The organism is Actinomycetota bacterium (genome assembly GCA_016700055.1).
Taxonomy (GTDB): Bacteria; Actinomycetota; Acidimicrobiia; order Acidimicrobiales; family Ilumatobacteraceae; genus Kalu-18.
This window is the reverse complement of the sequence record CP064997.1, coordinates 1,934,713-1,955,962: the sequence shown is the minus strand read 5'-3', so window position 1 is coordinate 1,955,962 and position 21,250 is coordinate 1,934,713. Positions and strand designations below refer to the sequence as shown.

Genomic DNA, 21,250 nt, shown 5'->3' with positions numbered 1-21,250 from the left:
CGGCGATGGTGGTGGGTGGCGGGGGCTGTGGGGTTGGTGATGGCGGTCGGTGTCGGGTGGGTACTCGCCCGTCAGGTGCAGTCCCCGGAGCAAGCGGCGTCGAACGCTGCACCGCCGGAACCGTCATGGGTGACCGCGACGGTGGAGCGACGGGTGCTGACACAGACGGTCATCACCCGCGGCGACGTGGTGCCGCAGGTTTCAGTGACGGTCGGTGTGCCGTCGTCGGTGGACGGCGATCCGGTTGTGACCGGGATCGGCGTCGCCGTCGGCGACGAGGTGACCGAGGGACAACGCGTGATCGAGGTGTCGGGCCGTCCGGTGCTCGTGTTGACCGGTGAGGTGCCGGTCTATCGCTCGCTACGGCCGGGCATGACCGGTGCCGATGTCGCCCAGCTCCAGGCGGCTCTCGGACGTCTCGGTTGTGCCAGCAGTGATCCGGATGGTTTCTACGGTGAGGCGACGAAGATGTGTGTCGCCGCGTTCTATACCAATGCCGGATACGAGCCGGTCCCCTCCTCGGCGACCGAGGCGATCGACATCGCTGCAGCCGAACAGGCCGTTGCCGATGCCGAGGCAGTCGTCGATGCGGCCGAGGCCACGTTCCAGGCCGCACAAGGCGGCGCGCAAGGTTCGCAGCTGCTAGCAGCGGAGCTCGAGCTTGGCGCTGCACAACGGGCATACAACGACGCTGTCGTCGCAGCTGGCACAGCAGTCGCTCAGGCCGAGTCCGATCTGGCGTTCGCGCAAGGCGAGCTCGACCGGCTGCGCACCGACCCGACCGCGACCGCGAGCGACATCGCCGCGGCCGAAGCAGACGTCGGCCGCAAGCGATCGGCAGTGGTTCAAGCGACACGCTCGGGAGACTCTGCGGTGGCCGCTGCCGCCGATTCGGTGCGCCTCGCAGAAGCACGGCTCGTCGAAGCTCGAGATCCGGATGTGACCGCGGAGTACATCGCGCTCGGTCAAGCGATGCAGGCCCGCGACACCGCCGTCGCCGCCCGCGATGCGCTGCGGGCGTTCACCGGGGCGACCGTCGCGCAGGGCGAAGTCGTGTTCGTGCCGTCGCTGCCCGCCCGCGTCCGGAGTGCGGTCACCGCACTCGGTCCAGTCGGTACGGCCAGCGCCGACCCGTCAACCGGCGCCGCGTCGACAGGGCAGCTCGTCGAGCTGTCCGCAGGCGAACTCATCGTCACGATGACACTGCGGCCCGACGAACAGCCGCTCGTCCGCAGCGGCATGACCATCGAGATGCTGGACGAACAGACCAACACCTCCTACCCCGCCACGCTGTCGACGATCGATGAGAACCCCACAACCGGACCGGACGGCCAAACCGGCTACCGGGCCGAGATCGCCCCCGACCGGCCGCTGCCCGCGGAGCTCGCCGGCGCCAACCTGCGCGTCACCATCAGCGCAGCCTCGACCGACACACCTACCCTCGTCGTCCCCGTCACCGCGATCTCCTCCTCGGCTGATGGCACCACCTCGGTGTCGGTCCTCCCCGATGGCAGTGACGCCCCGGTCTTGGTGCCCGTCACCGTCGGTTTGACCGCCGACGGGTTCGTCGCCGTCGAACCCGTCGACCCCGCCACGCTGGCAACTGGTGATCGGGTCGTCGTCGGACGATGACCATCACGGCGACGCCCGGTGTCGAAGCGACCGGTGGCGGTGACGCGGTCGTGGTCGTCGACGGGCTCACCAAGACCTTTCCCGGTCCGCCGCCGGTCACCGCGCTCCATCCGTGCAGCTTCACCATCCGCAGAGGCGACTACACCGCGATCACCGGCGCATCCGGCTCCGGCAAGACGACCCTGCTGTCGCTCCTCGGACTCCTCGACACCCCCACCGGCGGCCGGTACTTCCTCGACGGCACCGACGTCGCCGAGCTCGACGACCGTGAACGCTCAGACGTCCGCGCCCACCGCATCGGGTTCGTGTTCCAGGCGTTCCACCTCGTCTCCTACCGCAGCGTGCTCGACAACGTCGAACTGGGCCTGCTCTACCAAGGCATACCCAAACGGCAACGACGTACCCGAGCCATCGACGTCATCGAACACGTCGGCCTCACCCACCGCCGCGACGCACTGTGCGCCACACTGTCGGGCGGCGAGAAGCAACGCGTCGCGATCGCCCGCACCCTCGTACGCCACCCGGCTCTCGTCCTGTGCGACGAACCCACCGGCAACCTCGACACCACCACCACGGGCCAGATCCTCGAGCTCCTCGACGCCCTCCACGACGCAGGAATGGCGATCGTGGTCATCACCCACGACCCCGCCATTGCCGCAGGCGCCCAACGACAACTCACGATCTCCGACGGCGTTGTCAACGAACGAGAAGACTTCCGTGCGCCGACACACTGAGCGCACCCACCGTTCGACGCTCCGGCTCCGCGATGCGATCGCCGAAGCGGTCTCGGTGATCGCCCAACGGCCGATCCGCACACTGCTCACCGCGCTCGGCACCATCCTCGGGGTCGGCGCGTTCGTCACCACCACCGGCCTCGCCGAGACCGCACGAACTCAAGTGTCCTCTCGCTTCGACGCCCTTCGTGCCACCGAGGTCCGCGTCCAAGACGCCGCCCCCGACGGCACCAACCCGTTCCCCGACAACGTCGACGAACGCCTCGAGAACCTGAACGGCGTCAACCATGCCGGACTCACCTACGCCATCTCCGACGACGGCAGCATCCAGGCCCGCAACTCCGCCACGCGCCCGATCGGCACCACCACCCCGATTCCCGTCATCGCCGCCACACCCGGCGCCATCGAGGCCTCCCTCCCGTCACTCACCACCGGCCGCGTCTACGACCACTGGCACCAGCAACGACGCGAACACGTCGCCCTGCTCGGCCGCGTCGCCGCCGACCAACTCGGCATCACCCGCGTCGACCACCAACCCGTGATCTTCCTCACCGACACCCCCTACACCGTCATCGGCATCCTCGACGACGTCCGCCGCAACCCCGACCTTCTCCTTGCCGTCATCATCCCCACCACCACCGCCGACACCCAGTTCGACACCCGAAACACCGAACGAACCGTCATCATCGACACCGCCCCCGGCGCCGCCCAACTAATCGGACGTCAAGCCCCCCTCGCCCTGCGCCCCCAACAACCCGAACGCCTGCAAGCACTCGTCCCGCCCGACCCGAACACCCTCCGCAACCAAGTCGAAAGCGACGTCGAGACCCTCTTCTACGCGCTCTCCGGCCTCGCCCTGCTAATCGGCGCCGTCGCCATCACCAACGCCACGCTCCTCAACATCATCGAACGACGCCCCGAAATCGGCCTCCGCCGCGCACTCGGCGCACGACGCACCCACATCACGACCCAGATCACCCTCGAAGCCGCCCTCACCGGCATCATCGCCGGCACCGTCGGCGCCGTCCTCGGCATCGTTGCCGTCACCATCGTCGCTCTGACCCGCACCTGGACACCGACAATCCAACCCGCCACCCTCATCGCCGCACCACTCATCGGAATCCTCACCGGCACCCTCGCTGGGCTCCCACCCGCCCTCAAAGCCGCCCGTACCCCACCAGCCGAAACCCTCCGCAACTGACGAAGTCAAGGGGGCTTGGAAGCCGTCGGCGACGTACTCGGGGCCAGGTCTTCGACACGACAAGCCACACTCGGCGAGGCCCTCCGCGGAAGGAGCCCGTAAGGGTCGTTCAGACCAGTATCCGGACTGAGCCTTTCCGAGGTCCGCTCGAAGCGTTACACAAACGGTGCGCACTTCAGACAGACGATGCCTAGTCGCGATGCTGACAGGCGCACTGGCGTTCCTAGGTGGTGTGCTCGACCTCATTCGTTCACCGACACGTGAGTGCTGTGCAATACCTTCCACTGTCGTCGCGTGCCGGGTTCCGTGTGGCCGCCACGCAAACGGCCATTCAGCAGAATTGCGACGTCTGGATAGCCATCGAAGAGATCCGATTGTTGCGATCGGATGCCAAGGATGGATTGGCGTCGTTCGCTGAGACACACACGTCCCAGCCCAGGTAGTTGGCATCCCGGTAGTAGCGGGCTCGGTTGACCGATCGACTGTTGCCAAGCGAGGACGCCTTATCGTTCATGCTGCCGAGTGAGAACGCTGCAGCGGCAGCGCTGTACTGCGGCGCTCCGTAACTCGTCCCGTCGTAGACGCAGATGAAGCCGCCGGCGCAAGAAGGCGGAGCAGCCGATAGGGCGCCAGTGCTGACAACTACTGAAACCGTCGCGCCGAACGCTGCCAACGCAAAGAGCCGGACATGAATTCTCATGATGCATCTCCCTCTGATCTTCCGTATCGAAGTTGAATCAGGCTTACGATCAGCCCCTCGTTCTCGTAGACGAATGATGATTCAGCGTTTCGGAACTCGTCGATGTAGATCGCCTCGTAATCCGTCTTGACTCGACAGTCGGCATCAGCGAGAGCGATGGCAAACTCCCGGGTTGGCGTTACTGAGATACCCTGGATTCCGGGACCCTCGGTTGATGAGGCCAGGTTGACTGCATCGCTGAGGGTGTCCACCTGATAACCGGCTGACTTCATGCAATCTGACCAGTCTCTGGTCAGTGCCTCGATAGAATCGAGTGATTCGAAGGCAGTGTAGAAGTCAAGGCGCTTCTGCTCGAGCTGTTGACGAAGATCCTCGTACTGCCTCGTGTCCGCGAACAACGCCCCACGCGTGTCTTCGGAACACGTCGACACGAGCGTGTCGAAGGCTTGGATCTGCGCGGGAGCGAGAGACGACCTGTAATCGCCTACCGGATCGCCCATTTGAACCGCTGGAGTGAGATCGGCGAATCCGTACCCTTTGCTGCGAGCACCCTCGACGGACAACAGTCGCACGATCGGCTTCACATCGGCGAGGATCAGCGCCTCAGTTGGCTTGACCGCTGGCCAGTCAAAGCCGGCCGTTTGCACGCAGTACGACATCAGGTTGTAGCCAGCAAGCTCCAGTTCGAAGGCACCTGACGACTGACCGTAGAGCACGGAATCGACGATCGAGGTGTTGATGTCGGGGCGGAAATCCGCTTCCACCTCGGCCCGATGCTCCCCACTGGTATCGAGGTCAGACTCACCGTCGCCACCGCAGGATACGACCACCAGCATGGCAAGAGTGACTGCGACCAGGTGCAATGCGCCAGAAGACCTGCGCCTCCGTTGGGATGAGTCTCTCGCTCGCTCCCCGAAATGCCGGCCCCTTGCCTGCGTCACACTAGTAAGTGTCGGCTCGACCCAGTCTGTTCCTCGTTCGCACTTGTTGGTGGGCCCTGGCGAGTGGTCACTGAGCGCGTCGCCAGTCGTCTCGTGAACTCGACGATTGCTGCGGGCAAGTATTGGTCATGAACGACCCGTCGACGGCTGCGCGCGACCGCGGCGTGTCGACCGACACGCGAGCGGCCAACTTGTACGCCTCGCACGTCGACGCGCTGCACGCCTACGTCGCCAGGCGCATCGGTCGCGACCTGGCAGCCGACGTGGTCGCCGAGGCATTCCGAATCGCGTTCGAGGACCTCGACCACTACGAAGCGGCGCGCGGCTCGCAGCGTGCATGGCTGTTCGGCATCGCCACCAACCTGTTACGCCGGCACTGGCGGACCGAAACACGCCGGCTGGCGGCGATGAGCCGCTACGGCGCAACCCGAGTGCCCCCCGGCGACCCGCTGCTCCGGGTCGACGATCAGATCGATGCCAATGCCGACGTCGGCCGCCTGCTGGCAGCGATGGCAGAGCTCGATGTCGAGGATCGAGACCTCCTCGTGCTCATCGTTTGGGAGGGCTGCTCGTACCGGGACACCGCCCGCGCGCTCGGCATCCCGCTCGGGACTGTCCGCTCACGCCTGCACCGGATCCGAGGCACGTTGCGCACCGCGATTCGGCAACCAACCCCGAGCGATACGAACGAAAGGGTCTTCGACGATGAATGAGCTCAAGATGCTCGCTGACCACCGACCCGAGATCGAGCCGTTGACCGATGACGAACGTCGCCGACTGTGGGCGACGGCGAGCGGCGAGACGATGGGCATTGCCGACCGGCTAGACGACGTCGCTCCAGACATGGCCACAGTCGAGCCCATCTATCTGACCGAGCCGCGCCGTTCGGACCACCGCCGGCACCTGGTGCTGGCCGCAGCTGCAGTCGTTGCGGTGTTGGGTGTCGGCGCGCTCGCGGCCGTCAACGGGCGTAGCGGTGAGCCACCGGCGGCGGTCCCTGCGGTGACACCGGTCGTCTTGATCTCCGAGTCGCTGTCGTCTGCCGGGCTGAGGCTTCCCCAGCCCGGCGTGACTTCGACCCGCACAACTCCGTCAGCCTTCCAGCGAAGGGTGTTCGGAGCGGCTGACGATCCGTCTGACCCGACCCGGATGATCCACGTCGAGTACGCAGCGGACGGGTTCGCAACGGGCTCGTGCCAGGACATGCTCCCATTCGATGCGGGAGGCGTGACTGGCAACACCTGTGCTGAGCGCGGGCTGCTCACCGCCAGCTGGGTGATCGATGGCGTGACGGTCGAGCTCCGCGCCGGTACTGCGGTCACACGCGAGCAGCTCGTCGAGTTCGCCGGGTCGTTGCAGACCGTGCCGGCAACGGCTGCCGGTGGACCACCGGTGGACCTGATCGCGGACCCGATGCCCGCCGGCTGGACGGTGCTGGTCGGCGAGGACGTTCCCTACACACAACGGATCACGGAGAGCGCCTGGGTTGCGACACCCAGCGGAGCCGACGACGACGCACGGCAACTTGTGGTGCACACATGGACCGGAGTGGATGCTCAAGGGGTCTATGCCAAGCAGCCCCCGATCGGGGCCGATCGGATCACCATCCGCGGCCACGATGGCTACGTGTTCCAGTCGGACCAGACGGGCCTCAACGGTCCCCAGCAACTCGACATCTGGTGGACCGAGCAGCCCGGCATGGTTGTCTGGGTCAGCACCACCGATCTCTATCCGCTCGATCAACTCATCCAGATCATCGAGGAGATGGTCCCCGTCGACGAGGCCGGCTTCGCCGCCTTCGGCGCCAACTCGTCCAACTACTGACGCAGGGGAGCATCAACCCGCCTGTCGCCCAACGAATACGAGTGGTCGTCTTCGCGTTGCGCTCGCAGAGCGCAGGATCAGGGAGTGTCTGTTCTTGCCCCTCGTGCTCGGCTGGCGAAGGCGGGCAGTGCACTGTTGAGCCTGTCGAGAAGTTGGTGCACAGTCATGGCGGGACGAGTGCGCCGTCCTGCGATGTCGGAGAGCGCGATTTGGACCCTCGCCGGGTCGATCTCGGCGATCGCGGTCGTGAACGCGTCAGGATCGATCGCTTCGATTCCGTACGGTTCGCACGCGACGGCCGGAAAGTCGCGCAAGTTGAACGTGACGATGCTGTCAGCCTCGACGTGCACTGCGAGCGCGAGGACGTGCCGGTCGCGCTCGGTGATCGGCATCGCCTCGATGAGACTCTCGGGCGCCTCGTCGAGCGCACCCGGCACGGAACGGTTCATCCGGTCGACGCGGTAGGCGATCGCGTCCGGGGTGAGGTCGGCACGCTTGGCGAGGTTGCGGCGGACTTCATCGAGGATCGTCGGTGACCAGTGCACGCGGACGAGTCGATGCGATGCGAAGGTGAGCAGCAGGTCGGTCAACTCGATCGAGTACAAGACGTTCGCGCGTCAATGACCGCGACTCGACCAGACACCGCCGCAGGTTCAGTCGTAGAGGCCGAGATCTTCGGCTTGGCGGGTCAGCTCTTGAGCGCTTCACGAGAGACAGCATCTTGGCGGTCGCGGTAGGCGAGCACATCTACGAGCCGCAGGCGCCGATGTGTTCCCACCATCCGGAACGGCAGCGCGCCACCGTCGAGAAGCTTGATCAGGTGCGGGCGGCTCACGCTGAGGAGCTCGGCTGCTTCGACCGTGGTCAACTCGGCCTGCAGCGACGCGACGCTGACGCCATGCCCGGCCCGGAGGTACTCCACGATCGTCTTCATTACGCCAATCAGCTCTGAGGGCATCTCGACCGTGCCACCTTCGGAGTCGACCAATCGCGCGCCCTCGCCGCCGTCGCGAGCCAGCGCGCGTTCGATCACCTCCAAATCCCGTGCCTGGACCGAGCCGGGCCTGATCTCGACAGCGTTCGTCACACGTCCGAGATTACGCAACAAGAACAATAAATGAAACGAGGTTCAAGCCCGCCGCAGCCTGCCTGTCAGACAGCGACAGCGCCCAAGCAGCGAACAACGCAATGCTGTTGTCGTAACCGCCGTCGTCGAGCTCACAGGCTGCGGGCGATGACTTCCTTCATGATCTCGTTGGTGCCGCCGTAGATCTTCTGGATCCGCGAGTCGATGAAGATCCGAGCGATCGGGTACTCCTCCATGTAGCCGTAGCCGCCGAAGAGCTGCAGGCAGCGGTCGGCCACGATCGTCTGCTGCTCGGTCATCCACCACTTGGCCATCGCTGCGCCCTTGACGTCGAAGGTGCCGGCGACCTGCTTCTCGACACAGTCGTCGATGAACGACCAGCCGACCTCGGTCAGGGTGGCGCACTCGGCGATCTCGAAGCGGGTGTTCTGGAACTCGTAGATCGGCTTGCCGAACGCGGTGCGCTCCCTCGTGTACTCGAGGGTCAGCTCGACGGCCTTCTCCATGGCGGCCACCGAGGCGACCGCCAGGATCAGGCGCTCCTGGGGCAGTTGCTCGATGAGGTAGACGAAGCCCATCCCCTCCTCGCCGACGATGTTCGCGGCCGGGACGCGGACCTCGTCGTAGAACAGCTCGCAGGTGTCCTGGCCGTGCTGGCCCAGCTTCTTCAGGTTCTTGCCCCGCGCGAACCCTTCCCGGTCCGTCTCGACCAGGAACATCGAGAACCCCTGGCCTCCGCCCTCGGGGTCGGTCCGGCACACGACCAAGACGAAGTCGCACAGGTAGCCGTTGGAGATGAACGTCTTCGACCCGTTGATCACGAACTCGTCGCCGTCGCGCACCGCGGTGGTGCGGATGCCCTGCAGATCGGACCCGGTGCCCGGTTCGGTCATGGCGATCGCGCCGATCGCCTCGCCGGAGGCCATCTTCGGCAGCCACGCCCGCTTCATCTCTTCGGAGGCGTAGTTGGCGACGTAGTGCGCCACGATCGTGCTGTGCACCGGGCTACCCAAGCTGGGGGCCAGCGCGCGGATCTGCTCGATCGCCGCCACGGCCTCGTGGCGGAAGTCGCCGCCGCCACCGCCGTACCCCTCGGGGATGCTCAGGCACAACAAGCCGACCTCCCCGGCCTTGTTCCACACCTCGCGATCCACGTGCTGCTGCTCGCCCCAGCGCTCCTCGTGGGGTGCGCACTCCTTCTCGAAGAACCTGGCGGCCAGGTCCGAGAGCGCGTCGAGATCGTCATCCATCCACCGAGACCGGTGCGGCATCATCAGTGTCCTTCTTGCAGACCGGGCGAGTTCGACCGATCATCCCACGATGCACCGCTATGCGCACAGTGAGCAGCACCTCGACGTTCAAGGACCAGGACATCAGGCGGGTCACGTTTGATGCACCACTGACGTGGGTAGGCGCAGCTCCGCCAACACAGGGAGTGCGACTGGTAGCGAGGAGGTGCGTGATGCCCGGACAGCGTCACGGTCCGTCGATCAAGGATCCGGAGCAGTACGAAGCGCTGCGCGACGACGGGATGAGCAAGGAGAAGGCGGCTCGCATCTCGAACGCCTCGGCCAACGAGGGCCGTGCCAAGGTCGCCCGCCGCGGTGGGCGTGGCGGCGACTACGAGGATCGTACGAAGGACGACCTACTGGCAAAGGCACGTGACGTCGGCATCGAAGGGCGTTCGAAGATGTCCGCGCCAGCTGATCGACGCCCTTCGCAATCACTGAATCCGTGATGGGCGTCGTCCTCAGCACCGATCACCGCCGACGCTTCCCCGCCCGGGCACAGTCGCGTCAGCACCGGACGCGGCCTTCAAGCCGCGCTGCTCGTGGCCTCGTTGGCGCTCGTCGCCGCAGTCGCCTTGATCGGCCGCGGTTGGACCGACACCTCGGCGGGATCTTGGTACGACGAGCTGGACAAACCTCCCTGGACCCCTCCCGGGCCGGCGTTCGGGATCGTGTGGACCATCCTGTACGTCTCGATGGCGGTGGCCGCATGGCTGATCGCCCGCCACGGCACTCGGGCGCCACAGGTCCGACTCGCACTCATCGCCTACCTCGTCCAGCTTGGCCTCAACCTCGGCTGGACCGCGGTCTTCTTCGCCGCCCAACGCCCCGGCTGGGCCGTCGTCGAGATCTGCATCCTGCTGGCAGCCGTCGTTCTCACCATCGCCCGCTTCGCGCCGGTGTCCCGCACCGCCGCGTGGATGCTCGTGCCCTATCTCGCCTGGGTCACCTACGCCGCGACCCTCACAATCGGAATCGCCGTGCTCAACGAGTAGGCGCGGCGACGGGTTCCAGCCGCGCCGGCACGTGCTTGTGATACGGGGTGCCGACGAACGGGTCGCGGTGATCGCCCGACGTCAGTTCGTTCGGCGCCACACCGACGGGCGTCTCCGACGGGTGCGCCTGAGGCCGTAACCGTTGGGGATCGAGATGTGACCGGCGCGCATCATCGGGCTGATCTCGATCACCACTTCGACGCTGCCCCGGCGCGTTGTGAGACGGGCCCGGTCGCCGTCGGCCAGCCCCAGCGATGTCGCATCGGCCTCGGAGATGCGCAGGGCGCCGTCGCCGTCGCGCTTTCGCCAGTCTGGATCGCGCATGATCGTGTTCGCCGTGAACGACCGCCGCTCGCCGGCAGACAACACGAGCGGGAAGTCGGGGTCGCTCGCCGGTCGCTCGGCGGTCGCGAGGCCTCGCAGGGCGTCGAGCATCACGTCGATGCGGAGGTTGATCAGCCCACCCGGGGTGCGCACGCGGCTCCAACTGGTGTCGTACTCGTCGACGCTGAAGATCGTGCCGCTCGGGCTGTCGAGCACCGAGTCGAACAGTGCCTCGGCGAGCTCGAAGCCCTCGCCGGTGAACCCCGCCCGGTGCAGGCTCTCGCGATTCGGTCCTGCGCTCTGTTGGGCAGCTCCCCACAACAGCGCGGCAGCGGCGGCACCGTCGGGCAAGCTCGGCCCGAGGGTGCGGTACAGGATGACCGAGCTGAGCCCGGCGAGGTGAGGGTGCTCGGCCATGAACCCCATGAACTCGGCACCGAACTCGGCTCGCCCGACGCGGGCCGCGGCAGCGAGCGGTTCGAGATCCACGCCGTCGAGTGCGCCGAGCGCCTCGACGAGGCGGGCGTGGATCTCTGGCTCCGGCATCGTGCCGGGCAACGCGTCGAGCACGGGGCGGCGCAGGTGGAAGTAGTTGTCGGGGAACTCGAAGTTGAAGAACGTCGCCTCCCACTTCTCGAACTGGGATGGCGCCGGCAGCACGTAGTCGGCGAGCAGCGCCGTCTCGGTCATCGCGACGTCGATCACCACCACGAACTCGAGCGCCTCGATGGCCTCGCGCATGCGGGGGCTGTCGGCGAGCGAGTGCACCGGGTTGGACGATTCGACGATCATCGCCCGGTAGCGGTCTGGGTGGTCCGTGAGGATCTCCTCGGGGATCACGTTGCACGGGATGAGCCCGCTGATGATCGGGGCACCGACCACCGGCGACACCCCTCGAACCCGTGGAGACCGGCCACCGCCGCCTCCGGCGAGCGCGATCAGGCTGCTGAAGATGTACTGCCCGCCCGGGTTGGCGAAGTTGCCGGTGAGGGACCACAGCAGCTTGTCGAGGTAGCTGCACAGGGTGGAGTTAAGGCCCATCTGCACGCCAAGGTCCTCGAACACCGCGACGCTCGACGCGGTGGCGATCCGGCGGGCCGCGGCTCGGATCAACTCGACGTCGAGCCCGCACACCGCGGCGCACTCGTCGACGTCGACCTCCATCAACACGGCCTCGACGGGCTCCAGACCGGTGGCGTGCTCGGCGAGCCACGGCCGGTTCAGCAGGCCTTCCTGCACGATCACCGCGTTCAGCGCGGCCAGACACCAGGCATCGGTGCCGGGCTTGACGGCGAGGTGGAAGTCGGCCATCTCGGCGGTCTCGGTACGCCGCGGGTCGAGCACCACCATCGACCGCTGCGGATCGCGGGCGATCTCCTTCAACGTCGTCCGGGCGTGAGGGAAGCTGTGCGACTGGTACGGGTTCTTCCCAACGAACACGACGACCTCGGCATGCTCGATGTCAGACCGCACTCCGGCGCCGACCAACTTGGCGTTCACCCAGAACTCGCCGGTCTTCTCCTGCGCGAGGCGCGTTGACCGGTACACCGAACCGAGTGCAGCGCGTGTCGCCGCGCCGTAGGCACCGCAGGTGGTTGCCCCTGCCCCCCCCCACCGTAGGAGAGATGGTCGCTCCACCGTGGGTGTCGCGCACGCGGGCGAGGCCGGCGGCGACCTCGGTGATCGCGGTGTCCCAGTCGACCTCTTCGTACGTGCCGTCGGCCCGTCGCCGCATCGGTGACGTCAGGCGATGGCGGCCGTTCTGGTAGCTGTCGAGCCGCAACGCCTTCTCGCACGTGTAGCCCTGCGACGCCGGGTGAGCCTTGTCGCCGCGGATCCGTTCGAAGCGGCGGCCGTCATCGCCGCCGAGGCGGATCTCGATCCCGCAGTTGCACTCGCACAGGATGCACGCGCTCGGGTGCCACGCGGCCGAGACGTCGTCGAGAAGTTCCATGATGGAACTAAGGGTAGTCGGCGCAACCGGACGGATGCAATGCGTGGGTCACGCACCGGGAGGAATCGTCTCGATCAGCACTCGGCGCTAGTAGCCGCGCACGACTCGATCGGCGAAGCCGCGTGGGTCGTCCGCGCAAGGTAGGCGTCTTCGTCTGCTTGCCATCTGGCCCAGTCTTCGGCCTGGTCGGCGCCGTCGCGCTCGATGCCACGCTGCAGGCACAGATCCCGAGGAGTGTCTACCCAGATGGAGTAGGTGAGGTATGGCCGGAACTCGCGCCGAGACGAGCTGACGCCTTCGAGGATCATCACCTCCGTGATGCGTTGACCGAGGACCGGCTCCGGGCTGTGCTCAGGACCCCAGCTACCTCGCTGGTAGCTCAAGGTCCGCGCCCCGTCGCGAATCGGCTCCAGCGCCTCCGCAATCAATCGAGGCCACCAGTTCAGGGGGTTGTCCCGCGAGGCGAAGTCGTCCGTGTGGAGGATCTCGGCACTCAACGACGGCCCGAGCTGAGCCGCGAGCGTGGACTTGCCGGCGCCCCCGCGCCCGTCGATCGCCACCAGCCGGACATGCAGCCCCACGGGTGGGGCTCTGCTGAGGATCTCCGCCCTCAGCTCCTCGATCATCGCCGGTTCCCAGCCCACGGCCCAAGTATGCGGATCACCGGGTGGCCGCCACTCGACAAGACCCTCCGCCCAGGCTCCGACTCGAAGCTGACCTTGCCGGGGGCTCCGCGCCTGCAAGACCATCCGCCGCCAAAGTCGAGGCAAGCCTCGGAGGAACACTTCGTTCGGAAGCGACACCTTCTAGGTAGGAAGAATGGCGACCGTGAGTCGCCACTGTCGAGGGGGGCGTAGTGCTCGCGTTGACACCAGGGAATCGGGCGCAACGTCTCTGGATCCTCGCTGCGATCCTGAGTCTGAGCATCGCTGCTTGCTCCACATCCCCTGTCGGGCAGCGAAGCTCTGCAACGGTTCGAGCTTCGTTCACGGGCCAGTCATCCTCGACTACTCCTCCTGATGACAAGGTGATGTCTCTTCCTCTATCCGCCATCATGGACGCTGCGACCGACGACCTTCGGCTCCTCGCCGCCGCAGAGAACAAGTTGCGAGCCCAATGCATGAAGGACAGAGGCTTCGATCAGGTAACCAACGTTCGCTACGATGACGCTGGCCTCTTCAACCTCGATCGTCGGTACGCCCACGTGACGCCCGAAGTCGCTCGGGAGCGCGGTATAGACCTGTCGACCTGGAAGCCCCTGGCGGCTGCTACCGAGCCGATGCCAGCGTTCGCGCGGTCAGATGACTTCTCGGCGCTGCATGGCGAGGTTCGCGACTATCCAGATGGCTCTCGACGTCCGGATGGAACGGGATGCGAAGCGCTCGCTGCGGAAGAGATTTATGGCAACGCCGAGCGGCGCTATGGCTTCTCGGGCTGGGACGCGTTATTGAAGGTGAACGAGGATAGCTATGTACAAACAATGGCCTCTGAAGGCGTCAGAGCAGCTGAAAGCAGCTGGTCCCAGTGCATGAAGCGAGCAGGGTACGACTACGCCTCTCCGCAGGAACCTCTGGCTGACTATCCTGTCGACCCCTCTAATGTAGAGATCCTACGTGTACCGGTGTCAAACGCCGAACTTGCGACTGCAGTCGCGGATGCGAACTGCCGTATAGAAACAAACCTAAAGGAGGTGTATTTCGCTACTGAAAGTCAGATTCAACTTGAATTGATTGAAACTCACTCTGATGCGGTGCGATCGGTTCGATCTGAGCTCGACGACGCGCTGACTCGCGCCAACGAGATCATGTCATCAGACTGACATAAGCAGGATCATGTTACCCATAGAACTGATCCGATTCACTCACCACCGCCCTTGCAGGTCCGCTCAATGCCGAGCTGCTACGGCTCGGTGACCGCCGGTGATGTCCCGGTGCGCCGGGGACCTCGTGGACGGAAGTTGCAGCTGCAGGTTCGAGACCTGGATGCTGAACTCTCCGTTGGAGGGCCGGGAGTAGGGAGCGTCCTGGCCGAGCAGTTGGAGCGTCGGGACGTGGCCGTCGGAGAACCGCCATGCACTCGGATAGAGCTGGAACGCCTGGGTGCCGTTGGGATCGTCGGGGTCGATGCGGTAGAGGCCCCGTGCCACCAGCGTCTGGGTGTTCGTCGCTGGGTCGACGTCGAGCAACCTCGCGGCGATGTAAGCGTGTTCCCCGGTGACCTCGAGATCGGCGGTCACCAGCGGAGACCCGAGCAGCGTGTAGCCCGTGCCCGCGGCGGGAGGCAGCGAATAGGTGGCGAGCCCGGTTCCCTGGTCGTCTGCGGGCGTAGTGGAGCAGGCGAACCCGCCCAAGACGGGTTCGAACACTTGGGCGATGGCCGGGTTGCCGCCGCTCGACAGGACCGTCTGCTCGGGCTCGGACTCGAATCTGACCTCGCCGGGGCTCAGCGCATCCCAGGTGGTCGCCTTGTAGGGACCCTCTGACGGTTCGGTGTTCGGGCACAGCTGGGTGAGCACCGTCACGCCCGTGGAGCAGACCCTTCGCCCTGGAAATGGTGGTCGAAGAACTGGCGGATCCGCACTGGGAGCGCTTCGCTGTCCTCGTCCTTGTTCTCGGCGCGCGGGTGGCCGATGTCGGCGAAGAACAACGAGATCTGAAGGTCCGGGTACAGCGACCGGGCGAGGTCGTAGTAGCGCACCGCCTCGTCCACCGGGAACACGTCGTCGGTAAGACCGTTGGTGATGAACAGCGGAGACGGCGACCGCTGGTCCATGCCGTATGCACCGGCAAGGAGGTAATAGGGGGAACGGAAGTGGGCGAACTGCTCGACCACCGTCTCGATTTCGGGCCTGTCGTACGGCTCGCCGGCGTTGATGATCTCGACCCAGTGGAGATGTCTGCTTCCGGGTCGCTGCCTGCCGGTGCGTAGTACGCCTGCAACGTGCCGACCGTGTAGAGCCCGTTCGCGATGGACTCCTTCTGGACGCCCACTGGCGAGAGGCCGGTCATGGCCGATGCGTCGAGCGGATCGGACATCCGCCCGTTCGGCATCAGCGCAGACACCAGATCGCTCCACCCGGCGAACGGGGCGGCCGCGGCGATGTGGAGCGGCGTGCCGTCGGGGCTCGTCCAGGGGCTCAGGGATCCGTCGGCGTTCATCACCCGGTCGTTCAGGGTGGCGAGCTGGAGAGAAACCCCGGCACCGAGCGAGTCGCCGGTCACACCGACCCTTTCCGGGATCGGCGATGCCCTCGTCGACCAGCAGCCCCACTGCGTGCTGGACGTCCCGGCCTCGAACCGGTAGTCGTTGATGTGGGTGTAGCCCTTCTCGCAGGCCGCAGGGTCGACCTCCCTCGACTCTGGACTGCCGCACGATTCGCCCCAGCCACGCCCGTGAGCTGGAGTACGGCGTACCCGTCCTTCGCCCATTCCAAGGCCGTCGGTCCTCCGTACTGGGGGTCGTCAGGCCCAGTCGTCGGCGCGCCCCAGCCGTGGCTCTGGACCACCAGAGGGAAGTTGCCGTCGGAGCCATCCTCGGGCTCTGGAGGCAGAGTGACGAACAGGACCAGAGGCGATCCGTCGAAGCTCTTCAGTCGAAGGTCCACACCCTCCAGCCCGGTCTCGTCCTGGCACACGCACCCCATCGGATTGCGCCGTGCACGGGAGCGCCTGCCCGTCCATCGTGTGTTCGCCGAGCAATCCGTGATCGGGCTGGACACGCTTCGCAGGAGCGCTCGTCGAAGTGGTCGACTCTGGAGAGGTGGTCGACGTGGTCGACTCGGGAGCGGTGGTCGACTCTGGAGCGGCGGTCGACGTGGGCGACGACTCCTCGTCGGAGGAACACGCGGCCGCAACCAACCCGATGAGAACGACCATCGTCGCTATCCGCCTGGCCATCGTCATCGTCTCCCCTGCTTCAAGGGACGAACCGCCCCCGAATCGACGGAGGCTAGGCCGTTGGCCCCTACTCCGACGGGTCGGCCTGGCGCGAGCGGTTGCGTCGGATATTGGCCTCTGGGCTGCCACGTCGATCAGTCGATCAGTCGAGCTCGTCGAGCTCGTCGGCCGCGACGGTGTCACCACCGAGACGCAACACCGCAGCCGCGAGCAGCACCGAGAGCGCAGCCGCCCCCGCCAGCGCAGCGGTGATCGATCCGGGCGAGTATCTAGGAGGGTGCCAATGGCGGGGGCCGGCGAGCAGCAGCCCGGGCTGGTTGGTTATGCTCCGTGTTGGCCGCTCCAGGTGGCGAGCACGGCGATGAGCCCGAGCGCCCCGTTCCGGACGTCGGGCGAGTGTTCCGGCGAGAGCTGCTTCGGGAGCGATTTGGCGCTCGTCTGCCCGGCGCCGGGTCTGGCTACGCCGTGTGAGATAGGGATGTCGCCCACCGGGTCATCCCCGTCTCAGGCTGGCTTCAGAGATTCGCGGACGTGTTCGTCCGCCGTGCTGAGAGGGGTCCCCGGGTCTGCCTTCAGAAGCGCTGGAACACTTTCACGTGCACCGACACTTACAGGTGTGGCATCAGAGATACACGCGACGGATCAGCATGTGCTCGACATGGTCGATCGGGCAATCGCGCACGAAGAGGTGCGTGCGCTCGACCTACCGCACGTTGTGCACGTCTACGACCATCAACTCAGAGTTCCGACGGTCCTGGGTCCCTTCCTGATCCGGTGACGGCGTCGGCATTCGCCGAACGCTACCTCAGCGAGGTGACGGCGTGCGGCGACGATCGGGCGATGCTGCGTGCCGACGTGATTCCCCTCGAATCGGCCTGACTAGCTGGCCTGACTGGCGGGGAGTAACTCCTCGGGGAACACTTCGGGCCCACGCGACATCTATAGATGGTGGTGGCCCTTCGCCCCATCGGGGCGGAGGCCCATGACGAGTAAGGAAGACCGTGACGATGCCGACCTGCTGCGTGAGCTGGGTGCTACCTACGGACGTGTTGTCTGGTCAAGTGTGCGCCGCTTCGAACGCGACCCGATGGAGGTCGAAGAGATCGTCGCGGACGTGTTCCGGCTCGCTTACCAGCACATCGATCAGTTGAAGGTCGTATCTGACAGCGAAGCGCGAAGCTGGTTGCTGCGCACAGCGCGCTCCTCACCTCGAACCAGACACGGCGATCGATGAGTCGTCGACGCCTCTACGACCGCCTGGCGCGGAGCCGCTCCCTGTTGCCGCTGCCCCCGACGACGAACTGACCGCCGCCGAGAACGAGGAGGAAACGACACGGCAGTCGGAGCGGGTGTGTAGGTGCTCTCGGTCTGCGAAGCGACTATCGGCAGGTCTTGACGATGGCCGCGCTCGGCGAGCATGGTTCCGCGATCGGCACCGCGTTGGGTGTGAGTGCGAATGCCGCTCGAAAACGTCTGATGCGAGCCCGCGCGGCGTTCCGTGAGGCGTACGTCGCTTCGCTTGGCAATGATGTGAGTTCCTCGGGTGGGCCTGATGAGTGACCTGCCCGATTCACCCTTCTCCGACGAGGACCTTGCGGTCTGGATTCGCCGGCACCCTGAGGTTTGGCACTACGCCGAGCTGCAGAGTTCGGACGCTGATGTTGACAACGTCGAGGCGATCATCGAGGGAATCATCGCAGGTGACCCGCCCCGTCCGCTTCGGTCGGGCCGGCAGCGACGCCGGGTTGTCGGCGGGGCGTGCGTGGTCGCAGTCGTCGTCGGTGGTGCGGTCGGTGCCGCAGCGCTGATTCGGTCAGGGCAACCGTCGGCCCCCGAGGCTGGCGTTGTGTGTCGGGCCGAAGCACGAGTGGACGCCAACGCGATTGTTCTCCAGCCGGGCCAGGATCCGATCGAAGGATGCCGTGCTCTGTGGGCGGCCGGTCGCTTTGAGTCGCACGAGCATTCGGTCGACGTTCCAGAACTGGCTTCCTGCGTCGACCCCCGGGGAGCTGTCAATGTCTTTCCGGGCCCCGAGTCGGTGTGCCAAGAGCTTGGTCTGCAGCCCGCCGACCCAGATCTCACGCCAGTGAACCAGGCCATCGTCGAATTGCAGGACCGATTGGCACAAGAGATCAACCTCGCCGCCTGCCAGCCCGTCGGTGAGGTCGTCCCACAGGCCCGTGGCATCCTCGACGAGACGGGGATCGAGGGATGGGAGGTCGTTATCGAACCGGGCAGCGAGGAAGGTGTCTGCGGTAAGACAGCCGTTGACAGCGCTGCACGAACGGTGACGGTTCACGAACTCTAAACCAAACAAGGAGACAGCCCATGAAGAACCCCCGGACCGTGATGCACAGCATCGTTGCGACCCTGATCGCCGCACTGGCGACGATCGCGCTCGCGCCGACCGCGACCGCTGCTGATCTCGCTATCGCACCAGAGAGTGTCGTCGCGTCATTCGAAGGCGGCCGGATTCGGCTGGCCGACGGGTGGGGCGACGCACACGCGTGTCTCAGCGACGACGATGGCACTCGTTGCTATCGCACAAAGGGGGAGATGAACCGCGTTGAAGAGCTGGACACTCAGCCACTGGTGCTCTTGGTCGGGTGGGGAGGGCCCCTCTACCTCTACACCGGCAGCAGTTACACCGGGAACACCTTGGCGTTGAGCACGTGGAGTGACGATCAGCCTGTCGCCATACGGATTCAGCAACGTCACGTCGAGCTACCAGATCGGACCGTGCTCGGCCCGCTTTTACGACACCACCAGCGGAGGAACCGTTTACCCCGGCAACACAAACGCTAGCGTTTCGTCCCCTCGATGCTGGCTGGCTGGGATACCGGAGCAGTGTCTACCACCTGACTCCCCGGCTGGTGGCCGAGTAGTCAAATGAATCCCTGAGGCTCGGCCCTGGTCGGCGGCGCCAGCAAGAAATTGGTCTTCTGTGGCGGCCACGTCGTGTGACGTCAAGCACCCCCGCCCACGAGCACGACCAACCCCCCACGAGGACGCACGTCGAGCGTTCTGGCCCAGCAGTTGGATCATCGGGACTGGTCGTCGGAGAACCGCCATGCACGCGGATCGAGCTGGAAGGTGCGTCGGATAGTGGTCTCTGGTCTGCCACGTCGATCAGTCGAGCTCGTCAAGCTCGTCGGCCGCGACGGTGTCACCACCGAGACGCAACACCGCAGCCGCGAGCAGCACGGAGAGCGCAGCCGCCCCCGCCAGCGCAGCGGTGATCGACGCTTCGTCCGCGACGACACCCATCGCCACCGGGATCACAAGCGCCGGCGTGCTGAGCAGTCCCACCATCGTCGGCACCGTGGCCGACCGGTGCGGCATCAGCGTCAGGCTGCGGTGGTGCACCTTCGCCCACACCACCGCGGTGCCGTACCCGAGCGCCGCGAAGCCGACCATCTGGGCGAGCATCGCCGGCAGAGCCGCCACCGTCACCGCTCCGATCACCACCAGCGCACACCCGATCGACACCCGACGGCGGTCGAGGCCGCGGCGGGAGATCACCAGCGACCCGGCGATGCCGCCGGCCACCACACCACCGGCGAGGAGTTGCGCGGCTGCGCTCGACCCGTCGGCGGCCGATCGTGCGACAGCGAAGCCGAGGAAGGTCTCGTCGAGCGGTAGCAGCACGAACTCGGCACCGGTCAGCCACCACAGCTCCGGGTGGCGCAGGATCGCGCGGACAGATCCGGCGATCTCGTCCTCGTCGTCACCGCTCGGCGGCGACGGGAAGCGCACCGCGACGAGCACGAAAGCGAACCCGACGAACACTGCGGCGGTCAGCGCGAACACGCCGCGCCAGCCGAGCACGGTGGCCGCGCCGAGGGCCAGCAGTGCGGGCGACACGAAGTCGCCGAGCCAGGTGATCAGGTGCTGGCGGCCGAGGAGGCGATCGAGCCGACCATCGGCCAGTTCGGCGAGAGACGACTCGAGGGGGCGCAGCATCACGTCGCTTCGCGCCGCCGAGAGCGAGCGCGGCGACGACGAGCACCGGGAACGGAGCGGCTGCCGCGAAGGCCATCAGCGCGACCGCGATGGTCAAGGTGCCGCCAACGGCGAGCACCCGGCGGTGTCCACGGTCGGCAAGGGCAGCCACGGGCGAGCCGACCAGCCCGCCGAGTGTCAACAGCGCGAGCAGCCAGCCCGACTGGCCGTACGACAGGCCGAGGTCGCCGACCTGGTCGTCGATGGTGCCGGCAGGCAGGTACGACCACCACTCGTCGAGCAATCGGACGACGAGCGCGCATCGGACCACGCCAATGCCGGCGGTGAGCACGGCGCGAGGCGCCGAGTGAACGGACATGGGGAGATCTCCTCAGATGGACGACGGACACGACGGAACGGGTCGGTCGTCCGGGAGGAGCACGGGCAGGTCACCATCGTCGGCGCATGCCCGCACCGTAGTGGAGCGGTCGCCAGGTAGCGGGGTGGTTTGCCCAGCCTTCAGCCATCGCCGACACCGACCCCCGACGGGTCGGCCCTGCCGAGGTGCCGGTCCGATGGGCAGCGGAGGAGGCACGTGTTCGCGATCGAGGAGACAGCGTCTGCTACGACCGGTCGATCGACGCCAGCAGATGACGGTGGTCGTGATCTCGCGTGAGGACGCCGGCTCCAGAGGCACAATCGCTGGCGACTCGACACTTAACGCTTAGAGG

At 66.2% G+C, this 21,250-nt stretch carries 20 protein-coding genes and 2 pseudogenes; 12 read left to right on the top strand and 10 right to left on the bottom strand.

Translation table 11 applies throughout. The annotated features are described in order from the left end of the window. The first annotated feature begins 15 nt into the window (after positions 1 to 15). From IPM43_09585 to IPM43_09575, 3 genes are read left to right on the top strand one after another with little or no spacing between them, the layout of a single operon-like run. Positions 16 to 1,632 (top strand): hypothetical protein, encoded by a 1,617-nt coding sequence (locus IPM43_09585; protein ID QQS23695.1) that lies wholly within the window; start codon positions 16 to 18, stop codon positions 1,630 to 1,632. Then, positions 1,629 to 2,366, top strand: a complete 738-nt coding sequence (locus IPM43_09580; protein ID QQS23694.1) for an ABC transporter ATP-binding protein — start codon at positions 1,629 to 1,631, stop codon at positions 2,364 to 2,366. Before IPM43_09585 ends, IPM43_09580 begins: the two co-directional genes overlap by 4 nt. Further along, positions 2,350 to 3,567, top strand: coding sequence for an ABC transporter permease (locus IPM43_09575; GenBank protein ID QQS23693.1), 1,218 nt, complete (start codon positions 2,350 to 2,352; stop codon positions 3,565 to 3,567). The genes IPM43_09580 and IPM43_09575 overlap by 17 nt, the downstream gene beginning before the upstream one ends. 331 nt (positions 3,568 to 3,898) lie before the next feature. On the opposite strand, the gene IPM43_09570 is transcribed toward IPM43_09575, so the two are convergent. Both IPM43_09570 and IPM43_09565 read right to left on the bottom strand, forming a co-directional pair. Then, on the bottom strand, positions 3,899 to 4,267 hold the full coding sequence (locus tag IPM43_09570; protein QQS23692.1) for a peptidase inhibitor family I36 protein: 369 nt from the start codon (positions 4,265 to 4,267) through the stop codon (positions 3,899 to 3,901). Beyond that, positions 4,264 to 5,103 (bottom strand): hypothetical protein, encoded by an 840-nt coding sequence (locus tag IPM43_09565; protein ID QQS23691.1) that lies wholly within the window; start codon positions 5,101 to 5,103, stop codon positions 4,264 to 4,266. The genes IPM43_09570 and IPM43_09565 overlap by 4 nt, the downstream gene beginning before the upstream one ends. A gap of 233 nt (positions 5,104 to 5,336) precedes the next feature. Between IPM43_09565 and IPM43_09560 the strand changes: the two genes are divergently transcribed. Together IPM43_09560 and IPM43_09555 are read left to right on the top strand one after the other, a co-directional pair. Further along, positions 5,337 to 5,921 carry an RNA polymerase sigma factor gene (locus tag IPM43_09560; protein ID QQS23690.1) on the top strand — a complete coding sequence of 195 codons (585 nt, stop codon included), beginning with the start codon at positions 5,337 to 5,339 and terminating at the stop codon, positions 5,919 to 5,921. A 436-nt stretch (positions 5,922 to 6,357) separates the two neighbouring features. After that, positions 6,358 to 7,032 (top strand): hypothetical protein, encoded by a 675-nt coding sequence (locus tag IPM43_09555; protein ID QQS23689.1) that lies wholly within the window; start codon positions 6,358 to 6,360, stop codon positions 7,030 to 7,032. A 77-nt stretch (positions 7,033 to 7,109) separates the two neighbouring features. Here IPM43_09555 and IPM43_09550 read toward each other — a convergent pair whose 3' ends face one another. From IPM43_09550 to IPM43_09540, 3 genes are all read right to left on the bottom strand, one after another. After that, entirely contained in the window at positions 7,110 to 7,637 is a 528-nt protein-coding gene (locus tag IPM43_09550; protein ID QQS23688.1) for a PIN domain-containing protein, read from the bottom strand. Between the two features lie 83 nt (positions 7,638 to 7,720). Then, entirely contained in the window at positions 7,721 to 7,990 is a 270-nt protein-coding gene (locus tag IPM43_09545; GenBank protein ID QQS26412.1) for an excisionase family DNA-binding protein, read from the bottom strand. Positions 7,991 to 8,250: 260 nt separating this feature from the next. Further along, the gene (locus tag IPM43_09540) at positions 8,251 to 9,390 is read right to left on the bottom strand and encodes an acyl-CoA dehydrogenase family protein (GenBank protein ID QQS23687.1); all 1,140 of its coding nucleotides are present in this window, start codon (positions 9,388 to 9,390) and stop codon (positions 8,251 to 8,253) included. 191 nt (positions 9,391 to 9,581) lie between these two features. Here IPM43_09540 and IPM43_09535 point away from each other — a divergent pair. Both IPM43_09535 and IPM43_09530 read left to right on the top strand, forming a co-directional pair. After that, a pseudogene (locus IPM43_09535) lies at positions 9,582 to 9,849 on the top strand (Rho termination factor). Between the two features lie 29 nt (positions 9,850 to 9,878). After that, positions 9,879 to 10,403 carry a tryptophan-rich sensory protein gene (locus IPM43_09530; protein QQS26411.1) on the top strand — a complete coding sequence of 175 codons (525 nt, stop codon included), beginning with the start codon at positions 9,879 to 9,881 and terminating at the stop codon, positions 10,401 to 10,403. On the opposite strand, the pseudogene IPM43_09525 reads toward IPM43_09530, so the two are convergent. Both IPM43_09525 and IPM43_09520 read right to left on the bottom strand, forming a co-directional pair. Further along, positions 10,393 to 12,681: pseudogene (locus IPM43_09525) on the bottom strand (molybdopterin-dependent oxidoreductase). The gene IPM43_09530 and the pseudogene IPM43_09525 overlap by 11 nt on opposite strands. A 74-nt stretch (positions 12,682 to 12,755) precedes the next feature. Beyond that, the gene (locus IPM43_09520; GenBank protein ID QQS23686.1) at positions 12,756 to 13,325 is read right to left on the bottom strand and encodes a hypothetical protein; all 570 of its coding nucleotides are present in this window, start codon (positions 13,323 to 13,325) and stop codon (positions 12,756 to 12,758) included. 410 nt (positions 13,326 to 13,735) lie between these two features. On the opposite strand from IPM43_09520, the gene IPM43_09515 reads away from it, so the two are divergent. Continuing rightward, on the top strand, positions 13,736 to 14,500 hold the full coding sequence (locus IPM43_09515) for a hypothetical protein (GenBank protein QQS23685.1): 765 nt from the start codon (positions 13,736 to 13,738) through the stop codon (positions 14,498 to 14,500). A 66-nt stretch (positions 14,501 to 14,566) separates the two neighbouring features. Here IPM43_09515 and IPM43_09510 read toward each other — a convergent pair whose 3' ends face one another. Both IPM43_09510 and IPM43_09505 read right to left on the bottom strand, forming a co-directional pair. Next, positions 14,567 to 15,202 (bottom strand): hypothetical protein, encoded by a 636-nt coding sequence (locus IPM43_09510; GenBank protein ID QQS23684.1) that lies wholly within the window; start codon positions 15,200 to 15,202, stop codon positions 14,567 to 14,569. Beyond that, positions 15,199 to 15,513 carry a hypothetical protein gene (locus IPM43_09505; GenBank protein ID QQS23683.1) on the bottom strand — a complete coding sequence of 105 codons (315 nt, stop codon included), beginning with the start codon at positions 15,511 to 15,513 and terminating at the stop codon, positions 15,199 to 15,201. Before IPM43_09505 ends, IPM43_09510 begins: the two co-directional genes overlap by 4 nt. 174 nt (positions 15,514 to 15,687) lie before the next feature. Here IPM43_09505 and IPM43_09500 point away from each other — a divergent pair, with 174 nt between their 5' ends. The 4 genes from IPM43_09500 (at position 15,688) to IPM43_09485 (ending at position 19,382) form a co-directional block, all read left to right on the top strand. After that, positions 15,688 to 15,984, top strand: a complete 297-nt coding sequence (locus IPM43_09500; GenBank protein QQS23682.1) for a hypothetical protein — start codon at positions 15,688 to 15,690, stop codon at positions 15,982 to 15,984. 1,575 nt (positions 15,985 to 17,559) lie between these two features. After that, a complete protein-coding gene (locus IPM43_09495) occupies positions 17,560 to 17,811 on the top strand; it encodes a hypothetical protein (GenBank protein ID QQS23681.1) in 252 nt (83 codons plus the stop codon). Positions 17,812 to 18,129: 318 nt separating this feature from the next. Next, positions 18,130 to 18,885, top strand: a complete 756-nt coding sequence (locus IPM43_09490; protein ID QQS23680.1) for a hypothetical protein — start codon at positions 18,130 to 18,132, stop codon at positions 18,883 to 18,885. Positions 18,886 to 18,905: 20 nt separating this feature from the next. Continuing rightward, positions 18,906 to 19,382, top strand: a complete 477-nt coding sequence (locus IPM43_09485) for a hypothetical protein (protein ID QQS23679.1) — start codon at positions 18,906 to 18,908, stop codon at positions 19,380 to 19,382. Positions 19,383 to 20,304: 922 nt separating this feature from the next. Here the strand turns inward: IPM43_09485 and IPM43_09480 are convergent. After that, positions 20,305 to 20,898 carry an MFS transporter gene (locus IPM43_09480; GenBank protein ID QQS23678.1) on the bottom strand — a complete coding sequence of 198 codons (594 nt, stop codon included), beginning with the start codon at positions 20,896 to 20,898 and terminating at the stop codon, positions 20,305 to 20,307. Between the last annotated feature and the right edge of the window lie 352 nt (positions 20,899 to 21,250).

Coding starts and splice junctions, on each gene's coding strand:
- IPM43_09545 (QQS26412.1), bottom strand. CDS start 7,990: ATGCCCTCAGAGCTGATTGGCGTAATGAAGACGATCGTGGAGTACCTC.
- IPM43_09490 (QQS23680.1), top strand. CDS start 18,130: ATGAGTGACCTGCCCGATTCACCCTTCTCCGACGAGGACCTTGCGGTC.
- IPM43_09570 (QQS23692.1), bottom strand. CDS start 4,267: ATGAGAATTCATGTCCGGCTCTTTGCGTTGGCAGCGTTCGGCGCGACG.
- IPM43_09560 (QQS23690.1), top strand. CDS start 5,337: ATGAACGACCCGTCGACGGCTGCGCGCGACCGCGGCGTGTCGACCGAC.
- IPM43_09500 (QQS23682.1), top strand. CDS start 15,688: ATGGCCGATGCGTCGAGCGGATCGGACATCCGCCCGTTCGGCATCAGC.
- IPM43_09565 (QQS23691.1), bottom strand. CDS start 5,103: ATGCTGGTGGTCGTATCCTGCGGTGGCGACGGTGAGTCTGACCTCGAT.
- IPM43_09480 (QQS23678.1), bottom strand. CDS start 20,898: ATGTCCGTTCACTCGGCGCCTCGCGCCGTGCTCACCGCCGGCATTGGC.
- IPM43_09485 (QQS23679.1), top strand. CDS start 18,906: ATGAAGAACCCCCGGACCGTGATGCACAGCATCGTTGCGACCCTGATC.
- IPM43_09580 (QQS23694.1), top strand. CDS start 1,629: ATGACCATCACGGCGACGCCCGGTGTCGAAGCGACCGGTGGCGGTGAC.
- IPM43_09555 (QQS23689.1), top strand. CDS start 6,358: ATGATCCACGTCGAGTACGCAGCGGACGGGTTCGCAACGGGCTCGTGC.
- IPM43_09540 (QQS23687.1), bottom strand. CDS start 9,390: ATGCCGCACCGGTCTCGGTGGATGGATGACGATCTCGACGCGCTCTCG.
- IPM43_09515 (QQS23685.1), top strand. CDS start 13,736: ATGGACGCTGCGACCGACGACCTTCGGCTCCTCGCCGCCGCAGAGAAC.
- IPM43_09495 (QQS23681.1), top strand. CDS start 17,560: ATGACGAGTAAGGAAGACCGTGACGATGCCGACCTGCTGCGTGAGCTG.